Origin of the sequence: Brevibacillus sp. HB1.2, assembly GCF_013332495.1 — a bacterium.
GTDB lineage: Bacteria > Bacillota > Bacilli > Brevibacillales > Brevibacillaceae > Brevibacillus > Brevibacillus porteri.
Genome location: NZ_JABMIU010000004.1, coordinates 510,687 through 524,997, shown reverse-complemented (window position 1 = coordinate 524,997; position 14,311 = coordinate 510,687). Strand labels below are relative to the sequence as shown.

General features: G+C 48.0%; 9 protein-coding genes, 7 tRNA genes and 2 riboswitches. Of the genes, 15 read left to right on the top strand and 1 reads right to left on the bottom strand.

From position 1 onward, the window contains the following. The first annotated feature begins 32 nt into the window (after window positions 1–32). The 11 genes from HPY28_RS13945 (at window position 33) to guaA (ending at window position 7,151) form a co-directional block, all read left to right on the top strand. Window positions 33–108 (top strand) — tRNA-Phe (locus HPY28_RS13945). An 18-nt stretch (window positions 109–126) separates the two neighbouring features. After that, a tRNA-Thr gene (locus HPY28_RS13940) sits at window positions 127–202 on the top strand. Between the two features lie 4 nt (window positions 203–206). Further along, window positions 207–281: transfer RNA gene (locus tag HPY28_RS13935), tRNA-Gln, on the top strand. Between the two features lie 5 nt (window positions 282–286). After that, window positions 287–362 (top strand) — tRNA-Lys (locus HPY28_RS13930). 67 nt (window positions 363–429) lie between these two features. Beyond that, a tRNA-Leu gene (locus HPY28_RS13925) sits at window positions 430–511 on the top strand. A gap of 51 nt (window positions 512–562) precedes the next feature. After that, window positions 563–638: transfer RNA gene (locus HPY28_RS13920), tRNA-Gly, on the top strand. A gap of 7 nt (window positions 639–645) precedes the next feature. Further along, window positions 646–722, top strand: a tRNA-Arg gene (locus tag HPY28_RS13915). Window positions 723–918: 196 nt separating this feature from the next. Next, a complete protein-coding gene (locus HPY28_RS13910) occupies window positions 919–1,872 on the top strand; it encodes an AAA family ATPase (protein ID WP_017249636.1) in 954 nt (317 codons plus the stop codon). Window positions 1,873–1,886: 14 nt separating this feature from the next. Continuing rightward, window positions 1,887–3,092: a DUF58 domain-containing protein gene (locus HPY28_RS13905; protein WP_174230758.1), complete on the top strand. Its 1,206-nt coding sequence runs from the start codon at window positions 1,887–1,889 to the stop codon at window positions 3,090–3,092. Window positions 3,093–3,096: 4 nt separating this feature from the next. Beyond that, the gene (locus HPY28_RS13900; protein ID WP_026043169.1) at window positions 3,097–5,331 is read left to right on the top strand and encodes a transglutaminase TgpA family protein; all 2,235 of its coding nucleotides are present in this window, start codon (window positions 3,097–3,099) and stop codon (window positions 5,329–5,331) included. A 20-nt stretch (window positions 5,332–5,351) separates the two neighbouring features. Then, window positions 5,352–5,454, top strand: a riboswitch (purine riboswitch). 158 nt (window positions 5,455–5,612) lie between these two features. Then, window positions 5,613–7,151, top strand: a complete 1,539-nt coding sequence (gene guaA, locus HPY28_RS13895; RefSeq protein WP_026043170.1) for a glutamine-hydrolyzing GMP synthase — start codon at window positions 5,613–5,615, stop codon at window positions 7,149–7,151. 69 nt (window positions 7,152–7,220) lie between these two features. On the opposite strand, the gene HPY28_RS13890 is transcribed toward guaA, so the two are convergent. Then, window positions 7,221–7,706: an NTF2 fold immunity protein gene (locus HPY28_RS13890; RefSeq protein WP_017249640.1), complete on the bottom strand. Its 486-nt coding sequence runs from the start codon at window positions 7,704–7,706 to the stop codon at window positions 7,221–7,223. Window positions 7,707–7,865: 159 nt separating this feature from the next. After that, window positions 7,866–7,967: riboswitch (purine riboswitch) on the top strand. Between the two features lie 176 nt (window positions 7,968–8,143). Here HPY28_RS13890 and HPY28_RS13885 point away from each other — a divergent pair. The 4 genes from HPY28_RS13885 to HPY28_RS13870 all read left to right on the top strand — a co-directional run bounded on the left by HPY28_RS13885 (window position 8,144) and on the right by HPY28_RS13870 (window position 14,228). Continuing rightward, window positions 8,144–9,520, top strand: coding sequence for an NCS2 family permease (locus tag HPY28_RS13885; RefSeq protein ID WP_017249642.1), 1,377 nt, complete (start codon window positions 8,144–8,146; stop codon window positions 9,518–9,520). Between the two features lie 292 nt (window positions 9,521–9,812). Next, window positions 9,813–11,114, top strand: coding sequence for a histidine--tRNA ligase (locus tag HPY28_RS13880; RefSeq protein WP_173622554.1), 1,302 nt, complete (start codon window positions 9,813–9,815; stop codon window positions 11,112–11,114). Window positions 11,115–11,173: 59 nt separating this feature from the next. Continuing rightward, window positions 11,174–12,670: a M1 family metallopeptidase gene (locus HPY28_RS13875; RefSeq protein WP_174230757.1), complete on the top strand. Its 1,497-nt coding sequence runs from the start codon at window positions 11,174–11,176 to the stop codon at window positions 12,668–12,670. Between the two features lie 19 nt (window positions 12,671–12,689). Further along, entirely contained in the window at window positions 12,690–14,228 is a 1,539-nt protein-coding gene (locus tag HPY28_RS13870) for a M1 family metallopeptidase (protein ID WP_174230756.1), read from the top strand. The last annotated feature ends 83 nt before the right edge of the window (window positions 14,229–14,311 follow it).

The window sequence follows — 14,311 nt, the reverse complement described above, 5'->3', positions numbered from 1 at the left end:
TTATTAAAGAATGGCGAAAAGTAATTATAAATGGCTCGGTAGCTCAGTCGGTAGAGCAGAGGACTGAAAATCCTCGTGTCGGCGGTTCGATTCCGTCCCGAGCCACCACTAATTTAATTCAACAGCGCCGGTATAGCTCAATTGGTAGAGCACCTGACTTGTAATCAGGGGGTTGTGGGTTCAAGTCCTATTGCCGGCACCACCATTGGGGTATAGCCAAGCGGTAAGGCAACGGACTTTGACTCCGTCATTCCTAGGTTCAAATCCTAGTACCCCAGCCATTTGCGAGCCATTAGCTCAGTTGGTAGAGCATCTGACTTTTAATCAGAGGGTCGAAGGTTCGAGTCCTTCATGGCTCACCAGTTTTTTTGCTGAATAAGCAAAGCTGCGTGATAGTAAGAGTAATGCCTTTTCTGTTCTAAGTAAAATGCGGGTGTGGCGGAATGGCAGACGCACCAGATTTAGGTTCTGGCGGGCAACCGTGGGGGTTCAAGTCCCTTCACCCGCACCATACTATAACAGAAAGCTTTGTCCTCTGTACAAACCACATAAGATGTAACATGCGGACGTAGCTCAATTGGTAGAGCGTCGCCTTGCCAAGGCGAAGGTCGAGGGTTCGAGACCCTTCGTCCGCTCCATTTATTTGTGCCCTTAGCTCAGCTGGATAGAGCGTTTGACTACGAATCAAAAGGTCGGGAGTTCGAATCTCTCAGGGCACGCCATATTTCATATGAAACCGAAGAGTAGGAATAGATCCTACTCTTTTTTTTATAATGACTTGTGTATTTTTGCAAATTTTAAGCAAATTTCCCTTGTATCTCCTATTTGCATCCATTACTTTAGAATTACGCTGAAAGCATGGAGGAACAGCTGTTACAAACCTGCGGAAGAATATCATGGAACAGGAGTTGTATCAACATGAACCCTATCAAATTGGAACAAGTAAATCCTGCAATAGCCAGTTTAATCGATAATATAGAAAAAGTATTGATTGGTAAACGCTCCGTGATTGAGCTGATGGTAGCCGCTATTCTAGCGAATGGTCACGTTTTGCTCGAAGATGTACCAGGCGTTGGGAAGACCATGATGGTACGGGCATTGTCCAGATCAATCAGCGGTGAGTTTAAACGTATTCAATTTACCCCAGATTTGTTGCCAACGGATGTGACAGGGGTTGCTATCTTTAATCAAAAAAGTCTGGAGTTTGAGTTCCGTCAAGGGCCGATTTTTGCGAATGTCATTCTTGCAGACGAAATCAACCGGACTTCGCCAAAAACACAATCTGCACTTTTGGAAGCAATGGAAGAGCGCTCAGTAACAATCGATGGTGCTACGTATCGATTGGCAGAGCCGTTTTTTGTGATGGCTACGCAAAACCCATTAGAGTATGAAGGGACCTTCCCATTACCTGAAGCTCAATTGGACCGATTTTTCATGCAATTAAGTTTGGGGTATCCAACGGTAGAGGAAGAAATGCGGATGCTGTCCAGATTCTCGGCAGCGAACCCATTGGAAGAGCTTCAGCCGGTTATGACCACAGCCGAGCTGGCGGAACTTCAACGCCAGGTGTCGACGATTAAGGTATCGGAAGGAATAAAAGAATACATCGTACGTCTATGTCATCGTACGCGTGAGCATCATCATATCTATCTAGGCGTGAGCCCGCGCGGTTCCCTTGCTCTTTTCCGGGCTGTTCAGGCGTTGGCCTTCGTTCGTGGACGTGACTATGTCATTCCAGATGACGTGAAGGAACTAGTTCCAGTTGTGTTTGCACACCGTATGATTGTGAAACCAGAAGCAAGACTGGAAGGAGCAACCGTAGATCGGGTGTTGGCTATGATCTTGTCTGAGACCCGTGTCCCGGTAAGCTAAGGCGGTGATTGCAGATGAGACAGCAAAGGTGGGGTAGGCTCAAGGCGATTGCATTAGTCCTGATTACGTATGCATTCGCAAAATTTCAAGGTGGCTTCTCAAGCTGGTTTCTTTTCTATAGTAGTTTGGTGTTTCTCCTGTATGAAATTGTGGCTTATGTACTCATGTTCACGAAGCTAGAAGTCGAGCGTGAACTAGATCGCAATCGTCTACAGGATGGGGAAGATGTCATTGTAACGATACGCCTGCGCCGGAGGATTTGGTTTCCGCTGGGATGGCATATGATTATGGAGCCATTGCCGGCGAGGCTGGCTGGCGTGTATGAACCGCATCGACAACTGATATTCCCATGGTTCAAAAGGGAAGTCGAGTTTCGGTATGTCATACCCAATGTACCGCGTGGATACTATCGTCTCGATGAATGTGTAGTGAGCGGCGGGGATTTTTTTGGATTTTTTGAGCGTCGGAAGGTTTATTCGATTTCTCAGGAGTTTCTCGTTTATCCAAAATACAAAGAATTGACCCATTGGGCCCTGGGTGACGGCAGCTTCAGTGGGACGGTGCATGTTTCCCATCGACGCTCTGACGACGTAGCAGCAGTACGCGGCGTAAGAGACTATCATCGGGGCGATCGGTTGAGCCAAATTCATTGGCGAGCTTCCGCACGGGGGATGGGTCTGAAGACGAAAGAGTTTGAGCATCAGGCGATGAATCAGGCTGTCTTTTTCCTTGATGTGGAGAAGGCGAGCTACCAAGGGAAGCCTGTGCACTTGTTCGAAACAGCAGTGAAGCTAGCTGCGAGTCTGATCGCTTACGCCAATCGGAATCAATACCATTATGGGCTCGTGTACAAGCAAGTAGAACGTATATCGATACCACCAGGACTGTCCCATGCTCATTTCCTCAGAGTTTTTGATCAATTAGCTCGTGTCGCACCAGAAGGACAAGAGTTATTTGCAAGAATTGTGGGAAGAGAATCATTGGAGCAGCCTCAAGGTGTCACTTTGATTATTATTACACCGCATGTAGAAAAAACGCTGATCAGTCGTTTGGTCACACTGGCTCAAAAAGGTAGACGGGTGCAGTTGTTTCTCATGCAGAACGAGTCAACGATTTCGCATGAACAAAAGCAAGCGTTGCAGCTGCTTGGCGCAAACAAAGTAACATGTACTTCTATTCACATGGATGATCAAGAGTGGAAACGGATTGGAGGTGCATAGACTCATGAGCGTTTGGAAGCGTCCAACGATTTGGGAATGGGTCTTGGCCCTTTTTCTGTTCCTGATGTTAAGAGAGTGGCTTCTTCCTCTACAGACATTAACTGATACGGGCATTCTATGGCCGTTTTATGCGATTGTGGCTGGAGTCATTATCATTGACCTGTTGATCCCTTATCGGTGGCTAACCTTGCCGATCAAGGCTCTGGGGCTAGTGGTGCTTTTGCATGCTACTTTATTTGACAAACCGTTTTTTGACACGGAATGGATTGGCGAATTGTACGGGCAGATGATTCACGATCTTCCGTTAGCGTTTCAACAGGATTGGGCCAGCATGTCGATCTTGTCGCGGAATACGATGTTTGATCTCGTTTTGGTGTTGTTAGCGACAATGTTAACGTATCTTGTGCTGGAACAACGGCAAGGCTTATGGTTTGTCTTTTTGACGGAACTGTATTTGGCTGTGTTGGATACGTTTCTCCCGTATGATGCCAGTGCAGGGGTTGTACGGACGCTGATCATTGGTTTCCTGATGCTGGCCATTAGCCATCTGATGAAGATGACGAACATGGCAACACTGGCAGGGAAGAGAAGCCGAATCATGCTCAACTCACTGCTGGCTTCGGTGATGGTCATTATGGTCTGTATAGGCATCGGTTATGCTGCACCGAAGTCAGGACCGTCATGGCCTGATCCGATCGCCTTTTTAACAGGGAAAGGAAACGATACCCCTGTTGGTGTGATGAAAAAAGTAGGATACGACAACAACGACGAACGGTTGGGCGGTCCTTTCATGCAAGATAACACATTAGTGTTTATTGCAAAGACGAACGAGCGCAGCTATTGGCGCGGTGACTCGAAGGACGTGTATACAGGAGTTGGTTGGGAAAAAGGCGATAGAGAGTACGAGTCAATCCTGGACCCGCAAACCTATACATGGGAGAATACGTTGTTTCAAGGGCTTGAAACGAAGAAGGTACAAGCAACATTAGAATTTAAAGGCCCGCAGCAATTCCCGACTGTCTTTTATCAAGGTCAGCTGAAAAAGGTGAGCAACTACGCTCCACCAGAGGCAACCGTTGTTTATGACAAAATGAATCAGCAGCTCGAAGTACGGGCAGGAAAAATCAACTTGGTTCAGCTGAGTGAGAAAAACGGTCGGCCAGAGTACGGCCCCAATCCGCTTTTGCTCAAACTGAATCAATACAAGGTCGAGACAGAAGTACCGATTGTCAGTGAAAAGGCCGTGACGAATGCGGGGACGAACTATCCGGATGATATCAAAGAGCGCTATTTGCAAGTGCCAGCCTCGGTGCCTCCGCGAGTAAGAGAGCTTGCTGCAACGATTACGAAGGATGCCAAAACTCCTTATGACAAAGTGAGAGCGATCGAGAATTACTTGCGCTCAAGTGGAAAATATAAGTATGAAACGAAAGACGTTCCAGTCGCTGCAGAAGGTCAGGATTTTGTCGATCACTTCTTGTTTGACAGCCTTCGAGGGTACTGTGACCATTTCTCCACTTCGATGGCGGTTATGCTTCGTACCTTGGATATCCCAACACGTTGGGTCAAGGGCTTTGCTCCAGGTGAACGAGTGGGAACGGATGCGTTTAACTACGAGACTGTAGAAGTGCGCAACAAGGATGCTCACTCGTGGGTAGAGGTATACTTCCCGGAGGTTGGTTGGGTTCCTTTTGAAGCGACGAGTTCATTCATGTCACCTGTTCGTTTTAATTATGATCTGGTCACCTCACAGCCGCAGATCCCCGTTCCATTGCCAAACATGGAGAATCAAACGAATATTGATCGTGGGGATGGACGTTTCAATGAGCTGGAAGAGGGCGACAGACCAGCAGGCAGCTGGATTAAGATTCCATGGCAAGTAAATGCGGGATTGGCTGTAGCCGCTATCGTAGCAGGAATTATCGCGTGGCGCCGCAGACAAGACATCCAGCTATGGTGGATGCGCAGGCAACTGAATCAAGAGCGAAGCAGTGAGTTCCCGGATCGGTACCATCTGCTGATGCGAATGATGGAGCGAGTCTACACGCGCAGACAGCCAGGAGAAACATTGCGGGAGTACGTGGGCAGAATGACCCTGCCGGCAGACAAGCGACAAGACCTGCGCTATTTGACGGAGCTGTACGAACGTACTGTGTATGGCTACAAACAAATGGAACAAAAGGCGAGAACAACAGCAGAGCAAATACTCGAACGGTTAATCCGTCAATTGAAGCCTTGAACAATGCCGTTCCATCTGCTAGAATGACGATCAATGAGACTCGTATAATGATCAGGAATAGGGCCTGAAAGTTTCTACCGCTAGACCGTAAATTTGGCGACTACGAGGAGAGCACATCGGATTTTTGTACATGCAAACCGCACATGTGTACACAAGCTGGGACGTTGCCTCCGTATTGTTTATCGGAGATGGCAGTCCCGGCTTTTTTGCAAATATGCGACAACTTCGCATGGCATGCCGACACTTGCACGTCCTGTATGTTACAGGAGAAGGGGGATATGATGGACAAGTCAATGGAAATGGTCGTCGTACTCGATTTCGGAGGCCAGTACAATCAGTTGATCGCGCGCCGTGTACGCGATCTGGGTGTTTATAGTGAACTGATACCGTTCAATACACCTGTTGAAAAGATTAAAGAGATGAATCCAAAAGGGATTATTTTCTCTGGCGGACCTGCTAGCGTGTACGAAGAGGGAGCACCAACTGTAGACCCTGCGATTTTTGATCTGGGCTTGCCTGTATTGGGTATTTGCTACGGTATGCAGTTGATGAGCCATTTGACGGGCGGAAAAGTAGAACGCGCGGGTAAACGCGAGTACGGAAAAGCTGAATTGCGGATGCAGCAAAAACACAGCTTGTACGACAAATGGGATACGAATGAAATCGTGTGGATGAGCCACTCTGACAAAGTAGTAGAGCTCCCAACCGGATTTGTTATTGATGCGGTAAGCGACAGCTGCCCGGTAGCTGCGATCAGCAACCCTGAGCGCCAGCTGTACGGCGTACAGTTCCATCCAGAAGTAGTTCATACCCAAAAAGGTACTGAGTTCATCGGAAACTTCCTGTTCAACATTTGTGGATGTGAAGCGAATTGGAGCATGACGACGTTCATCGAAGACGAGCTGGTTCGCATTCGTGAAACAGTTGGCAATAAGCAAGTACTGTGTGCGTTGAGCGGCGGTGTGGATTCTTCCGTAGTAGCAGCGCTGATTCACAAAGCGATTGGCGATCAATTGACGTGCATGTTCGTTGACCACGGTCTTCTGCGTCAAGGGGAAGCAGAAGGCGTAATGGAAACATTCGCTGAGAAATTCTCCATGAAAGTGCTCAAGATCGATGCGCGCGAGCGTTTCATGAGCAAGCTCAAAGGTGTATCTGACCCAGAGCAAAAGCGCAAAATCATCGGTAACGAGTTCATTTATGTATTCGATGAAGAAGCAGCCAAGCTGACAGATATGGACTTCTTGGCACAGGGTACGCTGTACACCGATATCGTTGAGAGTGGAACAGCAACTGCGCAAACGATCAAATCGCACCACAACGTAGGCGGTTTGCCAGAAGACATGAAGTTCACGTTGATTGAACCATTGAAAACCTTGTTCAAAGACGAAGTACGCAAACTGGGTAAAGAGCTGGGTTTGCCAGATGAGATTGTTTGGCGTCAGCCATTCCCAGGACCAGGCCTCGGCATTCGTGTTTTGGGTGAAGTTACGGAAGAAAAACTGAAGATCGTTCGTGAATCCGATGCGATCTTGCGTGAGGAGATTGCCAAGGCAGGTCTCGATCGGGAAATCTGGCAGTACTTCACGGCTTTGCCAAACATGACGACCGTAGGTGTAATGGGAGATGTTCGTACGTATTCTTACACAGTAGGGATTCGTGCGGTAACGTCCATTGATGGTATGACTGCTGACTGGGCACGCATTCCGTGGGATGTATTGGAGAAAATCTCTGTGCGTATCGTGAATGAAGTAGACAATGTTAACCGCATTGTGTATGATGTAACGTCCAAACCACCAGCAACAATTGAGTGGGAATAGGAACAAAAAATTACTCTCTTTTATTTGCGTGATTTGCGAATAAAAGAGAGTTTTTTTTATGACCAAGAATTATCTCGTTCCATACATCATGAGAAGCTTCCCATTTTCTTTGGCTAGAGCAATATAAATGACCCCGCCTAGCCATCCCGGCGGAAGAGTTCCTTCGATAATCCAAGCTTCTGCAATCGGGTTATAGCTGATAGCGAAGGGAGCTTCCTCTAAAAACGGAGAATAGTGCTCCGCTAAATAGGAGAAGATTGCAGTGGCAACGGCGTGTTCATCTATAAGCTCACCAAAAGCAATTTCATCTCCAAACCGATCTTGCTGGAGAAGAGTGTCGCGATCAGCGAAATAGAGTTCAAACCTCCCATATAAATTCTCATCATACAAATCACGTTCTACAAAGCCATATTCGATGACCTTTTCCTTTTGATGAATGTTGCGTTTGCTCTTTTTCTTATCGTCGACCCGTATGGTTATTCGATTGACTCGAAGCCGATCACGTTCTCGCTCCTGCTCCGCTATTATTTGCTCCCAAGCATCCATATAGCTCATTTTGGACCACCCTAAAAGAGATTGTTGAGATCTGGAAGAATCTATGCAAGTATAACACAGGCCGTATTAGAAAATATCCGGATATTAAACTCTTTCCAAAAATGAATGTTCGTATTTTCGTTGACATTCCCTATGTCACCTGATAAACTTCTCAATGTGAGCAGGTAATATAGGAAGGTTCGTATATTCTTGAGAATATGGCTCGAGAGTTTCTACATGGTCGCCGTTAACGACCTGGCTACGAACAAAATGTCATCGGGATCTGATTTTGTAATTATATTTGGAATTATTCCCGGAGTGTTTTGTTTGAAGGCCAGGCGCATGATAAGAGCGTCCGGGCCTTTTTTTGTGAAAAACGTTGAGACGTTTTTCATTACGGTCGGCAAAAAACAGATAGACTGTTTTTTGCAACAAGATTAGTATGGGGGGACTTATAGGTGCGGAAGTATTTTGAGTTTGACAAGCTAGGCACCAATTACCGTCGCGAAATTATCGCGGGTATCACTACTTTTTTGGCAATGGCTTATATCTTGGCTGTCAATCCATTCATTCTCAGTGGTGCTGATCTGCCGCCAGATTTAAAAGCGAACTACCCTGAATTTGGCGCTGTCTTTACCGCAACGGCTTTGGCTGCTGCTCTCGGTACACTGCTAATGGGTATTCTCGGACGTTTGCCGATCGGTCAAGCTCCGGGTATGGGATTGAACGCATTTTTCACTTATACAGTCGTTCTGACGATGCAAATTCCTTGGCAACAGGCTTTGGCTGGCGTATTCCTTTCTTGTACGATCTTTTTGATTCTGTCCCTGACAGGTGTTCGTGAAGCGATCATCAAGGCGATTCCACAAAGCTTGAAATACGCAGTTTCGGCAGGGATTGGACTTTTTATTGCCTTTATCGGTTTGAAAAACGCGGGTATCATCGTAGCAAATGATGCCACCTTCGTAGCATTGGGACATCTGACCTTCTATCACGAGGGCATGAAGCCGGAAGAAATTTTGGCAGCGAAAAATGCATTGCTTGCTGTGTTTGGTTTGATCGTGACGGTCATTCTGCTTTCTCGCAAAATCAATGCGGGTATCTTTATCGGAATGTTGATTACAGCGATTACCGGGATGTTCTTCGGACTGGTGAATCTGCCTGAGCAAATCGTTTCTGCACCACCGAGCCTTGCTCCTACATTCGGTGCTGCATTCCAATATCTCGGTGATCCATCCGCATTGTTCACCATGAATATGCTGATTGTTGTTTTGACTTTCTTGTTTGTAGACTTTTTCGATGCGACGGGTACGCTCTTGGGTGTAGCGAACCAAGCTGGATTGCTTCGCGAAGACGGCAATTTGCCACGTCCAGGAAAAGCACTCGCTTCCGATGCGATTGCAGGTATGGCAGGTGCGGTACTTGGTACATCTACCACTACAGCTTATGTTGAGTCGACAGCAGGGGTAGCGGCAGGCGGACGCTCCGGATTTACCGCAGTTGTCACAGGGAGTATGTTCCTTCTGGCGTTGTTCTTCTCGCCGATTCTCGCAATTGTGACACCAGCTGTTACGGCACCAGCGCTCATTATCGTCGGTGTTCTGATGGCTTCTCATATTGCAAAAGTGGCTTGGGATGACCTGGATGAAGCGTTCCCTGCATTCCTGACGATTTTGTTGATGCCATTGACTTACAGTATTGCAACAGGTATTGCGACGGGCTTCATCGTTTATCCGGTGATGAAGGTAATGAAGGGCAAGGCTCGCGAAGTGCATCCGGCGATGTATGTGCTGTTCTTCGTCTTCCTGGCGTACTTCATCTGGTTGCGCGAATAGAATTTTTTGGGAATGGGGCTCTTCGTCTACTGGACGGGGAGCTTTTTTTGCGCTATGATAGGAAAAATCTTTTTTTGGAAGGATGGACCGATCAAAATGACAGGTCTCACTATGTTCCTTCAACAGCATCACCACACGTAGAGCGTTTGTATCTTCGGAAATTTTTCCGCAGGTGCAAGCGCTTCTTGTGCTTCGTGCCTGCGGTGGTGTATTTAGGAAGCCATGCGGGCAGGAAATTGCCTTGCATGGCTTTTTTGGTTTTCTTTATCTGAAAAAAGAAAGGGTGTTCCTCATGGAAAACGAAGTATTAAAAACGGTAAAAGGCACAAAAGATTTCATGCCGCAGGAGCAAATGCAACGAAACTGGATACGAAGGACACTCGAAGCCGTATTCGAGACATACGGCTGCAAACCGTTGGAGACGCCTATGCTACAGCACTACGAATTGCTGGCATCCAAGTACGGTGGCGGGGATGAAATCTTGAAGGAAGTGTATCGTTTGAACGACCAAGGAGATAGAGAGCTTGGGCTACGCTATGATTTGACCGTACCATTGACGAAGGTAGTGGGTATGAATCCTGAGATGCGGATGCCGTTCAAGCGGTATGAGATCGGAAAAGTATTTCGGGACGGTCCAGTGAAAACCGGGCGTTTGCGCGAATTTATTCAATGCGATGTCGATATCGTGGGAACGACATCGGTGCTGGCTGAAGCAGAATTGCTCAGTATGGCGTTTGAGGCATTCAAGCGGCTGGGGCTCGACGTGTACATTGAGGTCAACAACCGCAAGCTATTGTCTGGGGTGCTTCAGGAGTTGGGAGTCCCCGCTCTGCGGGCCGGGGATGTCATGCTGTCGCTGGATAAGCTCGAGAAGATCGGCGTGGATGGAGTGCGTGATGACTTGCGGGAGCGAAACGTCGAAGAGCCACTCGTTTTGGCGATTACGTCTTTCCTGCAAGAAGGTGTGATTACCCTGGATCTGTTGGCAGAGCGCTTTGTGTCCCCACTTGTTCAGGAAGGGATTCGGGAGCTGCGCGATATGCTTGCCTATGTAAAAGGAGCGGGTGTGGGTGGAGAGCTTCGGTTCTCTCCATTTTTGGCGAGGGGCTTAGGGATCTACACGGGAATTGTGTATGAGATTTTTTTGCAGGATGGAAGTCTTACGTCCAGTATCGGCAGTGGGGGACGTTACGATCAGATCATCGGTCGGCTTTTGGATGATGGACGAGAGTATCCCGCTGTAGGGATATCGTTCGGATTGGATGTCATTCTTGCAGCCTTGGCAAATCGCAACACGGGAGAGCAGAAGGCTGCCGATGTACTCGTCATTCCCCTCGGGACCGAAGCATCCAGTCTTGGTCTGGCCAATCGATTGCGAGAGGGCGGAATCAGAGTCGAGCTAGAGCTGACAGGTAGAAGACTGAAAAAAGCACTCGATTATGCAAACAAAGAAGGCGTTGCTTTTGCCTTGATCTATGGGGAAAACGAAGTGAACAGTGGGCAGGTCGTCGTCCGAGATATGCGAGAGGGAACGGAACAGCGGGTTCCTTTGGAGTTGGTTGAAAAGTGGCTGTCCGACAAGCTGTCAGGGTAAAGAGGAAAGATAGTCTTTTTCTTCCATTTTTTGTACAGTAGAGAAAAGGGGGAGATGGCGTGAAGAAATGGGTCTCAATGGTCGGTTGTAGCTTATTGTTTTTGACGTGGATGTTGCCTGTAAATGCTGAGGAGGGTACTGCGCTTAAGCGAAAACCACTCTATCAGGCTGATGTGCGAATTGATCCAATCAAGAAAGAAGTAGCAGGAACCGTAACAATTACCTTTTGGCCAAAAGACCCTACTCGTGCCTATCTCCATCTTTACCCGAACGTATTTACAGAAGAGCATCAAGGCATGCTATGGGAGGAACTTTTAGGCAATGGCCCAACGCTTGGCTCATATACTAATAAAAAGCTCTTGGTTGATGGAGTAGCGGTTGTCGGCAAACAGATAAAAGACCTGAACATCCTGGAAGTACCTCTAGAAGGACAGGCGGGACTACGAAAGATTGTGATGGAGTTCGAGATGACTCTTCCGCGAAACGACGGCAGGATGTCGTACGATGACCAATCCATCTGGCTGGGGAACTGGCTCCCAGTTCTTGCTGTGTACGACAAGGAAGGGTGGCACCTCGATCAATACGAGCCTGTTGGTGATCCATTTTACAGTGAGAACGCAGATTATGAGGTGAACGTGACGCTGCCAAAAGACTATCAACTGGCGAGCACAGCGTCAGACAGGGCTGCGAAGCAGGTTTCTACTCGTGAGGGAGAAAAGACGATACAGCTGGGTGCAGAAAATGTGAGGGATTTTGCCCTAGTCGTCATGGATGACTCCTATCAGCAAACGGAAACAAAGGTGGGCGAGACAGTCGTCCGAACATGGTGGCGGAAAACAGATGATTCGGCAACTGCTGAGCAGATTCATGAAGCAGCTGCGAAGTCTCTCGCCTATTTTCATCATCAATTAGGTGCCTATCCATATACCGAATACGATGTGGTAAGGACTGGTGGCGCGATTAATGGGATGGAGTACCCAGCATTGGTCTTTCTCGACGGACGTCATTTCTTTGCTGGGGAAGAAACAGGTATCGTCACGGTTGTCCATGAGACGGCACACCAGTGGTTTTACGGCTTGCTCGGAAATAATCAGGTAAAGGAAGCATGGCTGGATGAGGGATTCACGGAGTACGTGACGCTCTCGTATTTATCTCAGCAAGACCCGCTGTTGGGAGCAGAACGGGTGCGCAGACGGCTGGAGCAGGGCACCTCTGTTCAGTATTACGTGGCAGAGGAACTGCGTCCTTGGCAAGCACTGTCTGCATTTCCTGATAATCAGAGCTATAGCGATCTCGTCTATTCCCGTCCGTCCTCGATGCTGTGGCTATTGCAGGGAGCGTGGGGGGAAGAAAGGGTACATGACGTTTTGAAACAGTATGTCGAGAAGTACCGTTATCAGGTTGTGACCGGAAAGGAATGGGGAGCTTTTCTATCTGAGATGGCAGGAGAAGATGCAAGCGCCTTCTTGGATTATTGGTTGAAGGTAGACATGTCCCAGCAGGAACAGGCAGCAGCTTGGCTCGAGCGCCAACGTCTCAAGCATCAGAAGAAGTAATCGAAGGCAGGGGATCACGATGTGGCGGAAGCATTGGGTGGTCATCGTGGCAGTAGGAGTCGTTTTGACTGTATTCTTGACCGTCCGTCCTTGGATAGGGAAGGCAGGCTTAGATGCTCATGAGATTGTGCCGATTGATCACAGGGAGGCTGCAGTTACTTACAAGGCCGACGTACAAATCGATATGAACAAGCACGTGGTGAAAGGCATGCTGACGGCTCGTTTTGTCCCAAAAGATGACCAAGCTTTTTTTCATCTATATCCCAATGCTTTTTCTGCAAATGCTGCTCTCAGTGGTGAAAACTGGGAGGTTGTGCTGGGTAAACAGCGTGAGCCTGGTGGTATCAAGATAAGCGACGTACGGGTAAACGGAAAAAGTGTCGGCGTACAGTATGCAGGAAAGACCAATACGCTTTTACAAGTGCCCCTTCCTGCAAGAGCAACGTCTGCTGAGACGGTGGTGGATATGAGTTTTCAGCTCGAGGTTCCTTATAACAATGGGCGAATGTCTTACCATGATCATGCGATGTGGCTGGGCAATTGGCTGCCGATTCTGGCGGTCAAGGACGCAGGAGGCTGGCGGCTCGATCCTTATTCCGCGATTGGCGATCCTTTTTACTCGGATATGGCGAATTATCATTTGCGTGTGCAGTTATTAGAGGGGTACCAGCTTGCTACGAGTGGATTAGAGAGCGTGGCTGTCATCACTGAGACGAGACCGCAACGGCTAAAAATCTATGAGGTGGACGCATGGAACGTTCGGGATTTTGCCCTTGTCGTCATGGACGATACGTACCAGCCCATATCTGGTAAGGTCGGGGAAACTATCGTACGTACGTGGGTGCAGAAAAGTGATGACTCGCAAAATGTTGAACGAATACATGAAACTGCTAAGGAGTCACTCGACTATTACGGAAAACAGTTCGGGTTGTATCCGTATAAGGAATACGATGTTGTCAAAACAGGCGGCTTCTTTGGTGGAATGGAATACCCGAGCCTCGTCTTTATTGCCCAAGAGTATTTTGACCGTAGCGATGCCATGGGGGAAGCGGTCGTAGCACACGAAACGGCACATCAGTGGTTTTATGGGTTGGTCGGAAACGACGAGGTGCGAGAGGCTTGGCTGGATGAGGGACTGACGGATTATGCGACGATGGTATTTTTGCAGCAAAAGTTCCCCGCACGTTCACAAGCGTATATTCAGATGCGACTAGGCCAAGCACGTGCAGCGGAAGGATATGCGAACCAAGGAGTCACTGCGAAGTCATCCGTGGAAGCTTTTCCAGACTGGAGGAGCTACAATGACCTCGTTTACGGGCGAGCGGGTGCCATGTGGTGGAACTTGAAAGAAGAATGGGGAGTCGAACGACTGCATCAGGTGTTGCGCCAATATGTACGAGATCATCAATACAAACAGGCAAATGGGGAGCAAATCACAGCGCTATTGACTGCAGCTGCCGGGGCGGATGCCAGTCCCTATTTGGATTATTGGCTTCGGGTTGAGTTAGAGAAAGCCGAAGCGGCAAACAAATGGGTAGAAAAAGGCAAACACGAATAATTTTCGATCTTCCATTTTTAAATGTTCGGAAACGAGGTTGACAGGCAAACTTTCTCCCTGCTACACTGAATATGTTGAGTGAA

Coding starts and splice junctions, on each gene's coding strand:
- HPY28_RS13910 (WP_017249636.1), top strand. CDS start 919: ATGAACCCTATCAAATTGGAACAAGTAAATCCTGCAATAGCCAGTTTA.
- HPY28_RS13905 (WP_174230758.1), top strand. CDS start 1,887: ATGAGACAGCAAAGGTGGGGTAGGCTCAAGGCGATTGCATTAGTCCTG.
- HPY28_RS13900 (WP_026043169.1), top strand. CDS start 3,097: ATGAGCGTTTGGAAGCGTCCAACGATTTGGGAATGGGTCTTGGCCCTT.
- guaA (WP_026043170.1), top strand. CDS start 5,613: ATGGACAAGTCAATGGAAATGGTCGTCGTACTCGATTTCGGAGGCCAG.
- HPY28_RS13890 (WP_017249640.1), bottom strand. CDS start 7,706: ATGAGCTATATGGATGCTTGGGAGCAAATAATAGCGGAGCAGGAGCGA.
- HPY28_RS13880 (WP_173622554.1), top strand. CDS start 9,813: ATGGAAAACGAAGTATTAAAAACGGTAAAAGGCACAAAAGATTTCATG.
- HPY28_RS13870 (WP_174230756.1), top strand. CDS start 12,690: ATGTGGCGGAAGCATTGGGTGGTCATCGTGGCAGTAGGAGTCGTTTTG.